We start from the raw sequence: 18,001 nt of genomic DNA, 5'->3' as shown, positions 1-18,001 counted from the left end.
CGTCGAGCCACCCGTGTGCGCCGGGTGCGCGCGTTTCGTCTCGCTCGTTCCTCGCTCGCTCAACGACCGAGAGAGAAGTACCGGTCGGTGAGCGAGCGAAGCGAGACGGTCAGAGCTTCGAGATCGGTGCGATCTTGATCAGCAGCTTCTTCGGCCCCGCCGAGTCGAAGCGCACATGCGCCACCCGCTTCGCGCCCTCGCCGGTGACGGCATCCACTCGGCCCTCGCCGAAGTCGTCGTGACGGATGCGGTCGCCCGGCGCCAGCTCGAGATCGCCGTTGTCGCGCACCTTGGACGGGATCTTGTTCGCGAAGCGCTCGAGGTTGCCGGTCGGCTCGCGGCGCGCGAGCGGCACGAGGTCGTCGCCGTACCGCTTGCCGGAGCCGGACCCGCCGAAGCCGCCGCGGCGCGCGTTGAGCGCGCGCGACTGCGTGCCGCCGCGGGAGTTGACATCGCCCGGCGACTGACGCCAGTGCAGCAGCTCGAGCGGGATCTCCTGCAGGAAGCGGCTGGGCATCGCGACCGTGACCTCGCCGAACTGCGCGCGGGTCATCGCGAGCGAGAGGTAGAGGCGCTGACGGGCGCGGGTGATGCCGACGTAGAAGAGGCGCCGTTCCTCCTGCGGCCCACCCGGCTCCCCCGCCGAGATGCGGTGCGGGATGAGGTCCTCCTCGACGCCGGTGACGAACACCGCGTCGTACTCGAGGCCCTTGGCGGTGTGCAGGGTCATCAGCGACACCGAGCCCGACGCGTCTTCGAGGTCGTCGGCATCCGACACCAGCGCCACCTCGGTGAGGAAGTCGAGGAGCGTGCCCTCAGGGTTGTTGCGCGCGAACTCGCGCGCCACGGCGACCATCTCGTCGAGGTTCTCGATGCGGGCCTCGTCCTGCGCGTCCTTACTGGCACGCAGCGCGTCGTAGTAGCCGCTCTTGTTCAGGAGCAGCTGCAGACCGTCGGCGACGGCGGTCGGCGGCGCGAGCTCGCCCGACGCGGGCAGCATGATCTCGGTCGCCTCGGCCAGGACCGCGTCGAGGTGCGCGATCGCCGCCTGGATCTTGGGTCCGACCCCGAGCGCGGACGAGTTCGCCAGCGCGTCACGGAACGTGATCTGCTGATCGACGGCATAACGCGAGATGGTCTCGATGGTCACATCGCCGATGCCGCGTCGCGGCCGGTTGATGATGCGGCGCATCGCCATCTCGTCGGCGGGATTCGCGACCGCCACGAGGTACGCGAGCGCGTCCTTGATCTCGGCGCGCTCGTAGAACTTCGTGCCGCCCATGATCTTGTACGGCAGGGCGGAGCGGATGAAGATCTCCTCCAGCGCACGGGACTGCGAGTTCGTGCGGTAGAACACCGCCATCTGCGAGTAATCCACGCCTGCCCGCCGCAGCGCCTCGATCTCGTCGGCGACGAACTGCGCCTCGTCGTGCTGCGAGTAGCCGGTGAAACCGATGATCTTCTCGCCCTCGCCGACGTCGGTCCACAGGCGCTTGTCCTTGCGGTCGAAGTTGTGGCTGATCACCGCGTTCGCGGCCGAGAGGATGTTCTGGGTCGAGCGGTAGTTCTGCTCGAGCAGCACGACCTTGGCGCCCGGGTAGTCCTTCTCGAACTCGCTGATGTTGCGGATGTCGGCGCCGCGGAACGCGTAGATCGACTGGTCGGAGTCGCCGACGACGGTGAGCGACGCGCCGTCCTCGGCGGCCGGCTCGGCCTCGAAGATCATCATCCCGCCGGAGCCGGCGAGCGGTGCGGCATCCGATCCGGGCGGGCGGGTCAGCTCGTGGATCAGCGCGTACTGCGCGTGGTTGGTGTCTTGGTACTCGTCGACGAGCACGTGCCGGAACCGCCGGCGATACACGTCCGCCACCTGCGGGAAGGCGCGGAACAGGAACACCGTCTGCGCGATGAGGTCGTCGAAGTCGAACGCATTCGCCCGCTGCAGCTCGCGCTGGTAGGCCGCGAACAGCTCGACGAAGACCCGCTCGGCAGGATCGCTCATGTTCGCGGTGCGGGCGTAGGACTCGGCATCCGCCAGCTCGTTCTTCAGCTTCGAGATCTTCGACTGCGTGGCCGCGGGAGTGAGCCCGAACGCGTCGGCCTCGTGCTCTTTGACGAGCCGCTTGATCAGCGCACGGGAGTCGCCCGAGTCGTAGATCGTGAAAGACTTCGTGAACCCGAACTGCTCGGCCTCACGGCGCAGGATGCGCACGCATGCCGAGTGGAACGTCGAGATCCACATGCCGCGCGCCGAATCGCCGACCAGGTGCTCGACACGCTCGCGCATCTCGCCGGCGGCCTTGTTCGTGAAGGTGATCGCGAGGATCTGGCTGGGCCACGCCTCGCGGTTGCGCAGCAGCGAGGCGATGCGCCGCGTGAGCACGCTGGTCTTGCCCGAGCCGGCACCGGCCACGATGAGCAGCGCCTGCCCCCGGTAGGTGACGGCTTCGCGCTGCTGCGGGTTGAGTCCGTCGAGCAGGTCTTCATCGGAACGGGCGCCGACGCGCGGCGCAGCGCCTCCGTCGAGAACGATCGGACGAATGGTCCCCGCAACGGGCGCGGTGGGAGTGGCATCGGTCATGTCCCACCAAGTCTAGGTCGCCCGGCCGACACCGGTCGGGCCCACTGCCGACCTCGCGGTCGCGGACGCCGCCGCGTCGTTGCTCACGACAGACGGGATGCCGCGGCCTTCAGCAACCGCATCGCGTGCGGGACCTCGCCCAGGCGTTCCCCCGCCTCGTCCCGGGCCACCTGGGCGATCCTGTCGTACGCGTGCGACAGCTCCCCCGCACGCCCGGCGAGGGCGGCCTCATGATCCACACGCTGCGCGAGCAGCGTGGCGTCCCGGTGCGCGCCGAGCGCATCGTGGATGGTGTCGCCGGCCTCGACGAGTGCGTCCATCTCCTTCGTGAGCACGCCGGGAGCGGCGTCCCTTGCGGATTCCGCCACATACCGCAGGCGTCGCGCGGCCTTGCGAAGGGCGTGGTAGCTCGCATCCGTGCCGTCGAGGCGGGACTTGGCCTTCTCCACACGACGTGCCTGTCTTGCGACCGCCGCAGCGAGCACCTCGGCAGCATCGCGATCGGGGTCGACGGGATTCGCCGCATCGACGAACTCGCGCAGCAGTCGCCGACGTTCCTCGGCGCGCGGTGAGCCTGCCAGCTCCACCAGCCGCTGTTGAGCCACCGAGTACGCCTCCTGCTCGGTGCCGACGAGCCGCCGTTGCACGTCCGGATCGTCGATCCCCGCCCGCTCCAGCATCTCGCCCGCGACTTCGGCGCGCACCTCGATGTCGCGCACGACGCCGAGCTCACGCCCCCACTCCGCGTATGCCACCCGCACGCGCTCGGCAGCGCGGGCGTCGAGCGCGTCGCGGAAGCCTCCGAGCACACTGCGCAGACGCCGTACCCGCACCCGATGCTGATGCACACCGTCGGGCTCGTCGGCGAGCGCGGCCGGCAGGGTCGCCTCGACCTCGTCCGCGGCGCGGCGCACGATCTCGCCGAGCACCTCGCCGAGCGTCGGGCTCCTCCGCGACCTCTGCATGTCCCGAGCCTAGGGATGCCGCACACCTCGCGCGATCCCTTCGTCGACGACGGCCGCGGACGCCCGGAACTCCGCGGCAAGGGCTCAGAGCAGACGTCTCTCCGATGCCCACGCCGTCAGCTCGTACCGCGACGACAGCTGCAGCTTGCGCAGCACCGCCGACACGTGCGATTCGACCGTCTTCATCGAGATGAACAGCTCGGCCGCGACCTCTTTGTAGGCGTACCCGCGGGCTATCAGCCGCATGACCTCCTGCTCGCGCGCCGACAGGCGATCGAGCTCGTCACTGGTCGCGGCGGTCTCGCCGACAGCGGCGCCGAAGGCGTCGAGCACGAAGCCCGCGAGGCGCGGGGAGAAGACCGCGTCACCTTCGGCGATGGCGTGGACGGCGCGGCTGACCTCCGCCCCCGACGACCCCTTCGTGATGTAGCCGCGGGCGCCCGCGCGGATCACCCGCACCACGTCCTCCGCGGCATCCGACACGCTCAGCGCCAGGAAGCGCGTCGTCGGCACCGCCCGGCCGGCCGCACGGATCACGGCTTCGCCGCCCGCCGCGTCTGGTCCGGATGCCGTCGCGCCCTGGCCCGACGGCAGGTGCACGTCCAGCAGCACGACGTCGGGCCGCGTCGCCTCGATCACCGTCACGGCGGATGCGGCATCCCCCGCCTCCCCGACGACCTCGATCGAGCCGTCGAGGTCGGCGCGCAGGCCCGACCGGAAGATGGAATGGTCGTCCACGATCACGACTCGCACCGGCGCCTCAGCCATGTACGCCCTCCGTTCCCGCCGCGCCGCCGCCCGCCGCATAGGCCGGCGGAGCAGTGACGAACCGCAGGTGCACCTCGGTGCCTCCCCCCACCCCGCGGCGCACGGTCGCGGATCCGCCGGCGCGCCGCATCCGGCCGAGGATGGATTGACGGACACCGAGCCGGTCGTCCGGCACGTCGGCCAGGTCGAAACCGGGGCCGCGGTCCCGGACGTACACGTCCACGGCGTTCTCGTTGCCCTCGATGTAGACCGACACGTCGCCACCGGCGTGGCGGGCGGCGTTGAGGATCGCCTCGCGGGATGCCGCCGCGACTTCGCCGCTCGCACGCTCGGCCGGCAGTCCCGCCGAGACGACGTCGATCCGCACGGGATAGTCGAGCTCGAGCGCGGCGGCGTAGTCGCGCAGATCGGTGGCGAGGTCGCTGTCGGCGGGAGCGTCGCCGTCGTAGAGCCACGCGCGCAGTTCGCGCTCCTGCGCGCGGGCGAGGCGGGCGACCTCGCTCGAGGCGCCCGCGCGGTTCTGGATGAGGGCGAGTGTCTGCAGCACCGAGTCGTGCAGGTGAGCGGCCATCTCGGCGCGCTGCTCCTCGCGGATGCGGCGCACCCGCTCGCCTGACAGCTCGCGCCATTTGTCCACGAGCATCGAGGAGTACACGAGCACGATCCCCACGAGGGGCATCAGTGCGTAGACGAAGCCTGCCACGCCGACCTGCTGGAGCGTCGAGAGCTGCGCGAGCAGCAGCACGATCAGCACCACCGTCACCGCGGCGCGGACGACGTTCTCGTGCCGGGGACCGCGTGCCGGGTCGCGCCGATCGACCAGCGTCGCCCAAGAGCCTGCCGCGACTGCCAGCACCGTCGCGACGAAGACGCCGCCGATCCACCCGGGGAACGACGCCTCGACGACGCCGTTCCCGGCGAACACGGCGATGGCCGCGACGGTCGCCAGCGTGGCGACGATGGACGCGGCCGTCAGGATCCACGCAACCGGCGCACGGCGCGTCGGCACCTGGGGGCCGTGGTCGTGGTCCTCGAGCGCGGGATCCCGCGGCGCGGGTGCACCGGGGCGATCCTTCTCCGCAGCACCGCGCGAGCGCGCGTCGGCGCTGCCGCCCGCCCTGGGCACGACGTCGTCCCACGGCATGAAGAGCCACAGCCACGCATAGAGCAGCACGCCGGCGCCCGATACGGGCGCGAGCGCCAGGAAGGCGGTGCGCACCACCCAGACGGGCCAGCCGAGGTGCCGGGCAAGTCCGGCGGAGACGCCCGAGACCACGCAATCCCGGGGACGCCGGAGAGCGGGGCGCTCGAACGCCGCGTGCGCCGCGGGGGCGGCGACAGTCTCGTTCGAGGGCATGCCGCCATCCAATCATCGCCCGCCGCCCCCGACCACACCGGGGCACCAGGGTCAGGGAAGGGTCAGGGGATCACCCCATAGCGGGCACCGTCACGTCGCCGCCAGGGTGGAAGCATGACCGACACCACCTCCGCTCCCCCCGCCGATCCGGGACCACCGCCGACCGCACCTCCCGGCGTGCAGACGGGCTCCGACCGGTTCTTCGCGTGGGTGCGAGGCCTCGGCATCGTGCGCGGAGACGCGTGGCTGGGCGGTGTGTGCGGCGGCCTGGCGGCCCGTCTGCGGATCGACCCCCTCATCGTGCGAGGCATCTTCGTCGTCGTGGCGCTGCTCGGGTTCCCGGCGCTGCTGGTCTATGCGATCGCCTGGGCGCTGCTTCCCGACACGGAGGGCCGCATCCACCTCCGCGAGCTGTTCCACGGCCGCTACGACCCGGCCATGACCGGCATCTTCATCCTCGCCGCCGTCGGCTTCATCCCGGTGGTGCCGTGGCTGCGGAACCTGCTGCTGTGGCCCGTGTGGGCGGCGTTCGGGGGCGGGTATCCCTCATCGATCTGGGACGTCGGAACGCCCCTCGGCGGCTTCGGCGTCATCATCGCGCTGGCCTTCATCGGGCTCGCCACCTACTTCATCGTCCGGTCGGCCCGCACCGACCGCTCCCCGTGGACGGGTGCGCAGACGGCTTCCGCGCAACCCGCCCCGACCGTCGCGTCTAAGTCGGGTGACGACGCGACCTCTCCCCTCGCGGCAGCTGCTGCGGGCGTCCTGGACTCGGCCGGTCGGGCGCCGGCCGAGTCCACGACCGGAGCCACGGACACCGCCGACCCGCAGGTCGCCGATTGGCGCGCCCGGCAGGAGGCGTGGCGCACCGAGCACCACACGTGGCAGCGCAGCCAGCAGGACGCGGCCCGCGCGGCCCGCGAGCAGGCGCGCCGCGAACGCGAGAGCGCGGGAACGGCGTTCGCCCGCGAAGCCGAGGAGCGTCGCCGCATCCGCCAGGCCACGCGACCGCGCACGAGCTTCGCCTTCGTGCTCACCGCCCTCGGGGCCGCGCTCGTCGCCGGCGCCCTCGCCGTCCTCGCCGCCGCCGCCACTCCTTTCGCCGGAGCCATCGGCGTGTTCACCGCGGCCTTGGTCACGGCCCTCGCCATGGTCGTCGCAGGTCTTGTCCGCCGCCGCAGCGGCTTCCTGACCGCCGTGACCATCGTGCTGCTGGTGATCGGCGCGTCGGTGGCGGCGGCATCCGGTCCCGACCGTCTGGCGGTCGGCAGCGTGAATCTCGGCACGGCGAGCTATGACCAGGCGGTGGTCCAGCCGTTCGGCAGCACGACGCTCTCGGTCTCGCCGCTGTCGCGCAGCGCAGACGTCCGCGCCGGCGACGTCGTCGTGACCAAGGGCTACGGGTACACCTACATCGAGGTGTACCCCGGCACGGCGCTCGAGCTCGACGCCACCCTCGGCAACGGCGCGCTGGAGTGCAGCCGCCTGCCGGCAGGCGACGGCGGCGACATCGAGTCCGGCACGGTCGAGCCCGGCCGCGACGGGAGCCTCAGCTGGAGTGTCCGCAGCGAAGATTCCGCCACCGACGCCGTCACGACCCAGCACATCACGCTCGACCAGCGCAGCGGCTCGGTCGAGGTCACCGTCTACGAGAAATGAGCCCCGCCATGAGCACTCCTGAGATTCCGGATGCCGTACCCGGCGCCGACACTTCCGCCCCGGTCGCCGACCTCGTCCCGCCCGCGCCGGAGGCGCCGGCTGCGGCTGCGGCTGCGGCCCCGACCGTGCTCCCGCCGGCGTTCACGGGCAGCAGCCTGCCGCCCGCGTGGGAGCCTGCGACGGCGGCATCCGACCGGCCTGAGGCCGCGGCATCCGTCGTCCTCTCCCGTCCGCGGGTCCGGTGGGCGGGCATCGTGTGGGGCCTCGTCCTCGCCGCGATCGCCGCCGGCGCGGTGTGGTTCCTCACCGACCCCGCCCGTCAGGCCGCTCTCGCGTCGTGGCTGGTGTCACTCAGCCCCGCGACCGCGATCGCCGTCGCCGTACTCGTGCTGGGCGTGTTCGCCCTCATCACGGGTGTCGTGGGCATCGCGCGCCGGGCGCAGCGCGGCATCGAACAGCGGCGTACCGCCGCATCGGCTGCCGGTCTGCTCTGACCCCTTCGACAGGTCAACCGCGCTTCCACAGGAGAATGGATCGGCCCAACCTCCTGTAGAAGGCCGGTTGACCTGTCGGAGCGCCGGGGAGGTTACTCCCCCGGCAGCCAGGCCTCGATCGCGTCGACGACCTCGGGAGCGTCGGGCTTCGTCTGCGGCGCGAACCGCTTCACCTCACCGGACGGGCTGACCAGGAACTTCTCGAAGTTCCACGTGATGCGGCCCTTCTTGCCGTCGACGTCGGGCGTTGCGGTCAGCTCCTGGTAGAGCGGGTGGGCGTTGCGGCCGTTGACCCGCACCTTCTCGGCCATCGGGAAGGTGACTCCCCACGTCGTCGAGCAGTACTCCGCGACCGCCTCTTCGGTCGAGAGCTCCTGCAGGAACTGATTGCTCGGAAAGCCGATCACCGTGAATCCGCGGTCGGCATACTCCTTCTGCAGCGCCTCGAGCTGCTCGTATTGCGGCGACAGTCCGCACCGCGACGCGACGTTCACGACGAGGGCGAGTCGCCCATCGGTGAGCTCGCCGAAGGTGGTGCTCTCACCGTGGATCGTGGTGACGGGGATCTCTTCGAGGGTCATGCGTTTCCTTCCTTGCCGTTCATGAGGCGATGGATGCCGCGCGCGCGTCGTAGCCGCGCATCGAGGTGCGCAGCGACCGCAGCGTGCCGATGACGGATTCGGCCGCTGCGGGCGTGACCTGCATGGCCTCTGCGACGCAGCGCTCGATGTGGCCCAGCTCGCCGCGCACTGCGAGCGCGTGCGCGGTGGCGGTGATCCGCACCGAGCGGCGGTCGGTGGATCGGTGCTCGCGCTGGAGGTGGCCCATGCGCTCGAGCCGGCCGACGAGGCCCGAGACGCTGCTCGCGTCGAGGCAGAGCGCCTCGGCGAGCTCGCCCGGCGACACCTCGTCGCGCTCCCACACGACCGCGAGCACCATGAGCTGCTGGTACGTCAGGCCCCACGGCTCCAGCAGGTCGCGGTAGAGCTGCAGGGTCGCCTGCATCGACGTGTACAGCGCGAAGCACACCGACGATTCGAGCGGGGTGGCGGTCGTCGTCATGGCGAAAGCTTTGCATACAAACTATTGGCATACAAGATATTCGTCTCGACGAGTCGCGCCGCATGCAGGGCCCCGCAGAAACGCGTTCGCGCCGTGCACCCGAAGGCACACGGCGCGAACGCGGTGGATCCGGCGCCGCCGCGGGCGGTCAGCGCCGTGGGATCACTCGGCGACCAGGCTGCTGCAGCCCTCGTCACCCGAGCCGACGCAGAGCACGAGGGTCTCGGCGTCGACGAGCGCCTGGGGCACCTGGAAGCTCCACACGAACGTGTAGGACTTCTCCGGCGTCATCGGCACGTCGACCGAACGCTGCGACACGGCGTCGGCCGAGAAGGACTCGTCCTCGGTCGAGCGCAGGACGGGCGCGACGTCGACGTCCGAGAGACTCTCATCGGTGACCCACTGGGCGACGTTGACGGTCACCCACTGGTTGCCGGCTTCCGGCTCGTCCAGGACGGCGGCAGCGCTCTCGTCGGGAACGATGCTGCTCCACACCTCGAGCTCGTTGCCGTCCGCGCCGACGCGCTCGTTGGCGGCCGCCGGCTCGGTGACCGACGACTCGACGACAGACGACGCGGCCGACGTGGGGGTGGCCTCGGGCTCGGCGGTCGACGCGCAACCGGCGAGGAGCAGGCCGGAAACGGCGGCGATGGACAGGAGTGCTGTGCTTCGTGAGCGCATGACGAATACCTCTTCGAATCGTTTCGGGGGATCCTTCAAAAATACTCCTCCGAAACGGGTGCTCGAGACCGGCCGGCGGCGCACCCCTCCTTCAGGAGGGGGTGGAGAGCGCTCGCCCACGTCGCCAGGGCAGCGCCAGCACGACCCCCACGACGAGCAGCACGGCCGCGAACCCGGCCGCTGCCCAGGGAGCGGCATCCGGGATCTCGAGGTAGGTCGTGATGCCGAGGATCCGCGCGAGGCCCCATGGCAGCAGGCCCATCTCGTCGTTCCACAGCGTGAGAGCCGACTCGAGACCGATCACGCCGACGGCGGCGGACGGCACGAGCAGCCCGGCGCCGACGGCGGCCAGCACGTACCCGGTGGCGCGGCGTGCGCGCACCTGCGCGGCGAGCGCCCACCCGGCGGCGACGAACACCCAGACGAAGAGCGCGAAAGCCACCGTGATGTACACGGTGCGCAGCACCGGGTCGGTCCAGAACGCGAACCAGTAGCCGCCAGGCCCCGTGAACGACAGGGCGAACAGGGCGAGGATGCAGCGCAGCATCACGACGCCGCCGACCGCGGCGATGACCGGCCACGGCGACCGCTGCCAGACGAACAGCCGCACGACGATGGCGAACACCGCCCATGCGCCGATGGTGACCACCAGATGCGTCCACGACAGGAACGACGTCTGCACCGCCCGCGTGGCGACGAGCAGCGCGGCAGGCACGATCAGCAGCAGCCAGCGGTCGAGCTCGAGCATGCCGAGCGTCGACTCCCGCGCCCGCCACGGACGGGTGGAGGCGATCCAGGTCGCGCGGGCGGCGGCGGCACCGGGCCGGGCGACCAGTCGGGTGCGCGCGGCGAGCATACCGATCACGACCCACGCGATCGCGAGCAGCAGCAGGCCGCGTGCGAGCCACGCCATCGTGAGGTCGCGCTCGGCCCGGTCCACGCCCAGTTGCGCCGCCGTGAGGTTGAACGCGGGGTAGTCGAGATCGCCCTCGTAGCGCTCGAGATGCGTGGCGGCGAGCGTCTCGTAGGCGGCGCGATCGGCATCCCACTCGGCGTACGACTCGGGCGAGAGCGTGTCGTGCCACTGACCCTGGTGCAGGATCATCGCCCGGTACGCCTCGAGGAGCCGCAGGGTGTCGAGCTCGTAGTCGACGGTGCCCACGAAGGCGTCGCGCATCTCGGCGGAGTGCCAGGCCGCGGCATCCGTTCCCGTCACGAGATCGCGCATCTTCTCGACGGCGGCGACCGCCTGCGCGCCGTCGGCGATCGCCGCATCGATACCTGCGCTCGAGGCACCGGAAACGGCGTCCGCACCCGACTGCCCGCTGTCGCGCACGATCGCGTAGAGCACGTCCAGCACGGCGGAGTCGCCGGTGAGGATGTCCCACTCGAAGATCCACATCATGGGCGGCGGCTCGAGCCCGATCGCGAACACGCGCTTGTCGGCGAACTGCTGGATGTACATCCCCTGGGCGATGGCGTCGCGCGAGAGGGTCATGGCCTCGGCGATGGCCTGCACGGTCGCGGGATCGTCCGAGAACCACTGCCGCGCCCAGTTGGCGGTCACCTCGGCGACATCGGTCTCGGGGTCCTGCGCGAGGGCGGCGGCCAGCTGCGTGTTCAGTTCGTACAACTGCCAGAAGCCCGATTTGAGGTAGAGCGACATGGGCCCGGCGCGCCAGGGACCGCCGTCCTGCGTCCACACCCAGATGCCCTCGATACGGTCGTTCGCGGCGAGCAGCTGCTGCAGCGCCTCTTGATACTGCGCGCCGAGGTCGTTGGGGAAGGCGCCGAAGTTCTCGAACTCGCGACGGCTCTGGAACTCTACGATGCGCCGCTGATCACCCTGCTCGAGCGTGTGGTTCAGCGGCAGCCAGGTGTAGAAGTCGCCGAGCGTGTACTTCGTCGACACGATGAGCGCGGGCGAGTCGATGCCATCGAGCACGGCCTCGTACGACGCGTCGTTCGTGTGCATGTCGCCGACGGCGCCGACCCCCACGCTCCACGTGCGGAAGATGACTTCGCGATCGGATGCCTCGGCCTGCGCCGTGAAGGTCCCGAGCATCGTCCGCACGGCGTCGACCGTGGTCACTTCGAGCGCGGAGTAGTAGTCCCAGCCGCCGACGTCGTAGACGGGGCCCGCCTCGCCGATGCGGATCAGCATGCCGTCGAGTGCCGGAACGGCCTCGTACAGCTCGTCCAGGCCGGCGGCGTAGACCTCCCAGAACTCGGGGTCCTCGGTGTCGAGCGAGCCGAACCGGTCGATGAGGTAGCGCTCGAGCGGTCCGGTGAGGGCGAGCATGTCGGTGCGCAGGAACACCTTCACGCCGAGCTCGTCGGCGCGCTCCCAGAACGGTGCGAACGCCGCCCGGAGAGCCAGGGCCTTGTCGCGGTGGTCGTCGCCCTCCGCGTAGACGGCGCCGCCCGGCACGTCGTCGAACGTGACGAACTCGACGAATCCGGGGAAGGCGACGGCGTTGATGCCGTTGGCGAGCGAGTGGCGCAGGAAGCCGTCGAAGTCCTCGTACGCCGCGGCGAGCGCCGTCTGGTCGATGTACGGCGACTCGGGCCGCACGACGGCGGCGAACGCCTTCGACGCGTGCGAGTAGTCGTCGCCATTCTCCCACTCGGCCGGGTCGGGGATCACTCCGACGGCTCCGAGGTCGCTCATCCGCAGCGGAAGGCGGGATGCCGGGTGCTCACCCAGCAGGTCGGTGAGCGGCTGCGCGGCGCGCGCCTGGGCGGCCAGGTCGTAGATCGCCCGTGTCGCGCCGGCCTCGGTGGCGGCGCTGATGCGCAGCGCCGCGGCGTCACCGTCCAGCGTGTAGCCGTCGGCCGCGTCGCCGCCATCGGCGCCGAGCATCTCGACGGTGAGGGAGGCCGTGCCGTCACGCTCGGAGGCATCCGCGACGGCGTCCCGCAGCTCGTCGATCGCCACCGCGACGCGCTCGATATCGGGCACGTCGAACGCGGCGAACTCGGGCGGGGCCACGGCATCTGTCGCAGCCGCGACCACCGGCGCTTCGGGCTGCATCTGCGCGGCCGGCTCGGTGCGGATGCCGAGCGCATCGCCGACCACGAACGCGACTCCCCCACCGATCGCGAGGAGCACGATGGCCGTGACGGCAGCGAGGATGCCTCGCCGTCGCGCCGTCGTCATCCTCTGATCCTAGGTGTGCGCTCGCCGCGCCTCTGACCGTCGCCCGAGGACGTTGTACACCTGTTGTGAGCCCCCCACTCGACGACCGCAGGCCTCACCCGGTCGTTGAGCGAGCTTGCCAGTCGAAACGCCCCGGGCCGAGAGCGCACGTCGATCCGAGGCGTTTCGTCTTCGGGCGCCAGAGCGCCCTTCGCTCAACGACCGCAGGCCTCACCCGGTCGTTGAGCGAGCTTGCGAGTCGAAACGCAGTAACGAAACGCCCCGGACCGACAGCACACGTCGATCCGAGGCATCCGTCCCCGCCGCCCTAGCTGCTCTTGCGCATCGCCCGGATGCCGACGGCGAGGCCGACCACCGCCAGCACGACCGCCGCGACCCAGCCCCACAGGACGGTGATGTCGCCGAGGTCGCCGGCGAACAGCGCCCGTTCGGCCTGCACGACCCAGTTGATCGGATTCACGGTGGCGACCGCGCGCATCCACGCGGGGGCGTCGTCGAGCGGCAGCAGCATGCCCGACAGGATCAGCAGCGGGAAGATCAGGGTCTGCTGCACGCCCCAGAACAGCCACTCGCGGTCCTTGGTCTTCAGCGCCAGCGTGTACGACAGCGCCCCGAGTCCGATGCCGAACACCGCGAGCAGGGCGAGGCCGATCACCAGTCCCGGCACGTTGATCGTGAAGCCGAACGGCCATGCGATGAGCACGATGATGAGCGCCTGCACGACGATCGGCGCGACCTCCTTCAGCGCGCGACCGACCAGCAGCGACGAGCGCGCGAGAGGGGCGACCAGGGTGCGCTCATGCGAGCCCGTCATCATCTCGTACTGCAGGTTCGAGCCGGTCGCCCCGGTGCCGAACAGCACGATCATCACGAGCACGCCGGGCACGAACCACTGCAGGGTCTCCCCCACGGGCTGGCCGGACGAGCCGACGAGGAGCGGCGCGAAGAGCCCGAGGAACACGAGCGGCTGCACCAGGCTGAAGATCAGCGTGAACGGGTCACGCACGACGGGCTTCAGTTCGCGCGTGAGCACGTTCCACGTGTCGCGCGCCGGGTTCGCCCGCACCGCGATGTCGGGCCGGGTCTGCGTCTGGGCGGTCATCGGTTCGCTCCTGTCTTCTCGGTCGCCGGTTCGGTGGTTCGGGATGCCGCGTCCGCGGCGTCGGCGCTCTTCTCCGCGGCCGCGGCGTCGTCGGGCTCGCCCTCACCCTCACCCTCGCCTTCGCCCGCCTCCCGCAGCGTGCGGCCGGTGAGCGCGAGGAAGACGTCGTCGAGCGTCGGCGGAACGCCGTTCGCGGTGCGGACCCCGAGACCCGCAGCATCCAGCGCGCGCACCGCCGCGGGCAGCAGCGCATCACCCTCGGGCGCCGTCACGGTCACGAACGTCTGCGCGGCGTCGTCGGAGGCTGCCTCGCCCGCGGTCCGGCGCACCTCGCGGTCGGTCAGTCCCTGCACGACGGTGACGGCGGCTGCGGCATCCGCCGGCGTCGCGAAGCCGAACGTGAGCACGTCGCCCGCCAGCTCGGCCTTGAGCCGCATCGCGGTGTCATCCGCGATCACGCGGCCGCGGTCCATGACCATGACGCGTTCGGCGTAGCGGTCGGCCTCTTCGAGGTAGTGCGTGGTGAGGAAGACCGTCGTGCCGTGCTGTGCGCGCAGATCGATGATGTGCTGCCACAGGTTGGCGCGGCTCTGCGGGTCGAGTCCCGTCGACGGCTCGTCGAGGAACAGGAGCGGCGGCGCGTGCATCAGTCCGAGCGCGATGTCGAGCCGGCGCTTCTGCCCGCCCGACAGCTGCTGCACCGACCGCGTCGCGAAGCCGGCGAGGTCCAGCGACTCGATGAGCTCGTCGGCCCGCGTGCGCGCCGCGGCCTTCGACATGCCGTAGAACGCGCCCTGGCTCAGCAGCTCGTCGCGGGCGCGCTGCGAGAAGCTGCCGCTCGTGAGCTGGCCGACGTACCCGATGCGCGCGCGGACGTCGGCGGGCTGCTTCAGGATGTCGAAGCCGACGACCTTCGCCGTGCCGGCGGTCGGGGGAATGAGGGTCGTGAGCATGCGCAGGCTCGTCGACTTGCCGGCGCCGTTGGGTCCGAGGAACGCGACGAGCTCGCCGCGCGCCACCTCGAACGTGAGGTCGGTGACGGCCTCGACGGTCTTGCCTTTCACAGTGAAGCGCTTGGTGAGCCCCTGCGCGTGGATGATCGATTCGTTCGCCATGACCACAGGCTAGGAACCAATGCGGACAGTTCCGGTCCGCGATGTAGGGCAATCTTGAGCCATGTCCGATACGACGACGCGAGCCCTCTCGCTGCTGAACCTGCTGCAGACGCACCGGCACTGGCCGGGATCAGAGCTGGCGGATCGCCTGGGCGTGACGGAGCGCACCGTGCGGCGCGACGTCGAACGGCTGCGCGACCTCGGCTATCGCATCGAGTCGTCGCCGGGCGCCGCCGGGGGCTACCGCCTCGAAGCCGGCAGCGCGGTGCCGCCGCTGCTGCTCACTGACGAAGAGGCCGTGGCCATGGCGATCGGTCTGCGGGTGGCGGCATCCCAGCGGCTCGTCAGCGGCCCCGAGACGACGATCACCGCCCTCGCGAAGCTCGAGCAGGTGCTGCCCGCTCCCCTGCGCCGCCGGGTTACCGCGCTGGCCGAGGCCGTACAGCCGGCGGGTCTCAATGCCGGCGCGGCGGTCTCGGGCGAGGTGCTCGGCGAGCTCGCCCTCGCCACCCGGGACCATGAGCGCGTGCGCTTCACCTATACGGCGGCATCCGGCGAGGTCACGCACCGTCGCGTCGAGCCGCACGCCCTCGCACCGGCCGACCGGCACTGGTACCTGCTCTGCTGGGACCTCGAGAAGGCGGATTGGCGCACCTTCCGCGTCGACCGGCTGGCCGGCGTCGAGCACACGCGTGTGCTGTTCGAGCCGAAGCCGCTCACGCCCGAGCAGATCGAGGAGTTCATCTTCGTGGCGCGGTCGTGGGTGCGCCAGGCGGTGGAAGCCGACGCGGTGATGCAGCTGCCGTTCGAGGCGATGCGCGACTACTTCGGGCAGTGGGGCCAGGGCGCGACGGCCGAGGATGACGAGCGCACGCGGTGGCCGGTCGGGGGCGGCGACTTCCGCGAGACCATGTACGGGCTCTCGTGGATCCCGGCCGGCGTCGAGTACACGACCGACCTCGCCTCGCCGGCGCGGGATGAGCTGCGTGAGACTCTCGAGCGGATGCTGCGCGCCCTGGACGCGCCGGCACCTCCGGTCCCACCGCAGCGCGTGAAGGAGCGCGAGCGGCAGCTGCCCGCCTGAGTTCGCAGGTCGTTGAGCAAGGGGGCGCGAGCGACCGAGTCGCAACACAGGTGGCGTTGCGCGGAAGTCACGGCGTTTCGTCTTCGGGCGCCAGAGCGCCCTCCGCTCAACGAACGGCGGCGGGTCGACGCCCTCGGTCGTTGAGCAAGGGGCGCCAGCGAGCGACTCTCAACACAGGTGGCGTTGCGCGGAAGTCACGGCGTTTCGTCTTCGGGCGCCAGAGCGCCCTCCGCTCAACGACCGGCGGCGGGCCGACACCCTCGGTCGTTGAGCCCAACACAGCAGGCGACTCGCGCCGCGGCATCCATCCCCGCATCGGAGTCGGCGCGAATGAGGGCAGCGGTCACGAACGGGCCGAACGGTCTACGCGGACCTCGCGCGTCTCAATTCGTTGAGCAGGAGCCGGTTGGGCTCTCGCCATCGTCGTTGCGGGTCGACCCAGCCCGGTGGTCGCACTCGCGGCATGCCGTCGATCATGCGGATCTCCCACCCGCTGGTCTCGATGCCGCGGTGGTGATGCCAGCACAGCAGCACGCCGTTGTCGACCGAGGTCGGCCCGCCCTTCGCCCAGTCGACGACATGATGCACTTCGCACCACGCCGCGGATACGGTGCAGCCCGGGATGACGCAGCCACCGTCGCGGGCTCCGATCGCCTTGCGCTGCCAGTGGTTGAACACGCGGTCTTCGACACGGAGCGCCTTGATCGGGCCGTTCGTCGCAAGAGTCACGCGGTGGATCGTTCGGTGGCAGCCGACGTGCCGGGCGAACGACGCCGGAACCGGCACCGGACCGGCTGCGCTCTCGAGGAACGCGACACCGTTCGGCGTGGCCAGGTCTTCCTCGGTCGTCGTGATGATCAGGGTCGGTGCGGCACCACCCAGCGTGGGAGTCTCGGCCGCTCCGGCTGCTGCAGAGAGGATGGACGCGAACGCATCGTGGCGCTTCTGGTCGATGGTGCGCGGATCCGGCACACAGTCGTCCGGCGCGCCTACAGCCTCAGCATCCACGAACCGCGGCCCACGGTCCTGCACGCGCGGGTTGAGGTGCGCGTCCACGAGCCGGTCGAACTGCGCCGCGACGTCTTCCGTGACGTCGCCGTAGATCCGGCGCAGTCCGCGACGCGACCGTCGGCTGACGCGAATCCCCCGCATCCGCTCCGAATACTCCTCATCGGGGAGCGCCATCCGGGTCGAGGAACAACGCCCACGTGGTCGCCATGACCTTCAATTCGTGGATGCCGCACGCCGGCGCCTCCGCATCGCCCACGGCCGCCCCCACGAGCTCGAACTCGGCAGCCTCGAGCTCGTCGACCGAGCACCGCCCCTGCAGCGGTCGCAGTGCGTCGACGATCGTGGTCAGCGCATCGGCGCTGAGCCGCCCCGCCGCGAGCGCCGCACGCACATGCTCGAGGGGTGCCGGGCGCGTCTGCCCGGTCAGCGTCACCCGGCCGGTGATCGCCTTCGCATCCCGCAGCCGTGCCCGCGCCGTCGAGCTCGAGACCAGCGTCGTCCGCTCCACGAGTTCCTGGGCCGACCAGCACCCGAACTGCGCCGTGATGGCATCGTCTCCGAACTCCGAGTCGGCGCGACGCCCCACCTCGCCGGCGAGCGCGAGGCGCGCAGCATCCGTGATCCGCCCCAGGCGTTCGACGACAGCCAACGCATCGACCAGCTCACGGTGCGACATGACTCGTTGCGCCTCGCCACCGACCGCCGGACCGAGGGTGTCGCCGAGCAGATCGACGACGCCTCTGAGGTCGGCGAGCGGGAAGTTCATATCCCCAATCTGACGAGGGGTTCCGACATCGGAACCACACCAAAATACCCGATCAACGCCATTTCTGTGGAGAACTTCGATTCTGCCGACGAAACCCCCACCTGGGGAGGAATCGCGGCGCGAGCCGCCATGCGCGATCGCCCGAGACCCTCCGCTCGACCACCGCATGCTGGGTGTTCCGTTCGAGCGCTGCACT

15 protein-coding genes are annotated in these 18,001 nt (G+C 70.8%); 3 read left to right on the top strand and 12 right to left on the bottom strand.

Annotated elements, in window-relative coordinates:
• Nucleotides 1–109: 109 nt before the first annotated feature.
• From MRBLWS13_RS17530 to MRBLWS13_RS17515, 4 genes are all read right to left on the bottom strand, one after another.
• Nucleotides 110–2,581 (bottom strand): UvrD-helicase domain-containing protein, encoded by a 2,472-nt coding sequence (locus MRBLWS13_RS17530; protein WP_349426602.1) that lies wholly within the window; start codon nucleotides 2,579–2,581, stop codon nucleotides 110–112.
• Nucleotides 2,582–2,664: 83 nt separating this feature from the next.
• The gene (locus MRBLWS13_RS17525; RefSeq protein WP_349426601.1) at nucleotides 2,665–3,546 is read right to left on the bottom strand and encodes a CHAD domain-containing protein; all 882 of its coding nucleotides are present in this window, start codon (nucleotides 3,544–3,546) and stop codon (nucleotides 2,665–2,667) included.
• Between the two features lie 84 nt (nucleotides 3,547–3,630).
• The gene (locus MRBLWS13_RS17520) at nucleotides 3,631–4,314 is read right to left on the bottom strand and encodes a response regulator transcription factor (RefSeq protein ID WP_349426600.1); all 684 of its coding nucleotides are present in this window, start codon (nucleotides 4,312–4,314) and stop codon (nucleotides 3,631–3,633) included.
• Nucleotides 4,307–5,671 carry a PspC domain-containing protein gene (locus tag MRBLWS13_RS17515; protein ID WP_349426599.1) on the bottom strand — a complete coding sequence of 455 codons (1,365 nt, stop codon included), beginning with the start codon at nucleotides 5,669–5,671 and terminating at the stop codon, nucleotides 4,307–4,309. Before MRBLWS13_RS17515 ends, MRBLWS13_RS17520 begins: the two co-directional genes overlap by 8 nt.
• A gap of 114 nt (nucleotides 5,672–5,785) precedes the next feature.
• On the opposite strand from MRBLWS13_RS17515, the gene MRBLWS13_RS17510 reads away from it, so the two are divergent.
• Together MRBLWS13_RS17510 and MRBLWS13_RS17505 are read left to right on the top strand one after the other, a co-directional pair.
• Nucleotides 5,786–7,330 (top strand): PspC domain-containing protein, encoded by a 1,545-nt coding sequence (locus tag MRBLWS13_RS17510; protein WP_349426598.1) that lies wholly within the window; start codon nucleotides 5,786–5,788, stop codon nucleotides 7,328–7,330.
• Nucleotides 7,331–7,338: 8 nt separating this feature from the next.
• On the top strand, nucleotides 7,339–7,824 hold the full coding sequence (locus MRBLWS13_RS17505; RefSeq protein ID WP_349426597.1) for a hypothetical protein: 486 nt from the start codon (nucleotides 7,339–7,341) through the stop codon (nucleotides 7,822–7,824).
• A 92-nt stretch (nucleotides 7,825–7,916) separates the two neighbouring features.
• Here MRBLWS13_RS17505 and MRBLWS13_RS17500 read toward each other — a convergent pair whose 3' ends face one another.
• The 6 genes from MRBLWS13_RS17500 to MRBLWS13_RS17475 form a co-directional block, all read right to left on the bottom strand.
• Nucleotides 7,917–8,405, bottom strand: a complete 489-nt coding sequence (locus MRBLWS13_RS17500; protein ID WP_349426596.1) for a glutathione peroxidase — start codon at nucleotides 8,403–8,405, stop codon at nucleotides 7,917–7,919.
• 19 nt (nucleotides 8,406–8,424) lie between these two features.
• Nucleotides 8,425–8,886 carry a MarR family transcriptional regulator gene (locus MRBLWS13_RS17495; RefSeq protein WP_349426595.1) on the bottom strand — a complete coding sequence of 154 codons (462 nt, stop codon included), beginning with the start codon at nucleotides 8,884–8,886 and terminating at the stop codon, nucleotides 8,425–8,427.
• Nucleotides 8,887–9,048: 162 nt separating this feature from the next.
• Nucleotides 9,049–9,567, bottom strand: coding sequence for a hypothetical protein (locus MRBLWS13_RS17490; RefSeq protein ID WP_349426594.1), 519 nt, complete (start codon nucleotides 9,565–9,567; stop codon nucleotides 9,049–9,051).
• Nucleotides 9,568–9,658: 91 nt separating this feature from the next.
• A complete protein-coding gene (locus tag MRBLWS13_RS17485; protein ID WP_349426593.1) occupies nucleotides 9,659–12,727 on the bottom strand; it encodes a hypothetical protein in 3,069 nt (1,022 codons plus the stop codon).
• Between the two features lie 307 nt (nucleotides 12,728–13,034).
• Nucleotides 13,035–13,829: an ABC transporter permease gene (locus tag MRBLWS13_RS17480; RefSeq protein WP_349426592.1), complete on the bottom strand. Its 795-nt coding sequence runs from the start codon at nucleotides 13,827–13,829 to the stop codon at nucleotides 13,035–13,037.
• A complete protein-coding gene (locus MRBLWS13_RS17475; RefSeq protein ID WP_349426591.1) occupies nucleotides 13,826–14,944 on the bottom strand; it encodes an ATP-binding cassette domain-containing protein in 1,119 nt (372 codons plus the stop codon). Before MRBLWS13_RS17475 ends, MRBLWS13_RS17480 begins: the two co-directional genes overlap by 4 nt.
• Before the next feature lie 61 nt (nucleotides 14,945–15,005).
• On the opposite strand from MRBLWS13_RS17475, the gene MRBLWS13_RS17470 reads away from it, so the two are divergent.
• Nucleotides 15,006–16,028: a YafY family protein gene (locus MRBLWS13_RS17470; RefSeq protein WP_349426590.1), complete on the top strand. Its 1,023-nt coding sequence runs from the start codon at nucleotides 15,006–15,008 to the stop codon at nucleotides 16,026–16,028.
• Nucleotides 16,029–16,391: 363 nt separating this feature from the next.
• Here MRBLWS13_RS17470 and MRBLWS13_RS17465 read toward each other — a convergent pair whose 3' ends face one another.
• Nucleotides 16,392–17,213: a DUF222 domain-containing protein gene (locus MRBLWS13_RS17465; protein WP_349426589.1), complete on the bottom strand. Its 822-nt coding sequence runs from the start codon at nucleotides 17,211–17,213 to the stop codon at nucleotides 16,392–16,394.
• A complete protein-coding gene (locus MRBLWS13_RS17460; protein WP_349426588.1) occupies nucleotides 17,197–17,805 on the bottom strand; it encodes a DUF222 domain-containing protein in 609 nt (202 codons plus the stop codon). The genes MRBLWS13_RS17465 and MRBLWS13_RS17460 overlap by 17 nt, the downstream gene beginning before the upstream one ends.
• Nucleotides 17,806–18,001: the final 196 nt, after the last annotated feature.

It is taken from the genome of Microbacterium sp. LWS13-1.2, assembly GCF_040144835.1.
Classification (GTDB): domain Bacteria; phylum Actinomycetota; class Actinomycetes; order Actinomycetales; family Microbacteriaceae; genus Microbacterium.
This window is presented reverse-complemented; position numbering and strand designations above follow the sequence as displayed.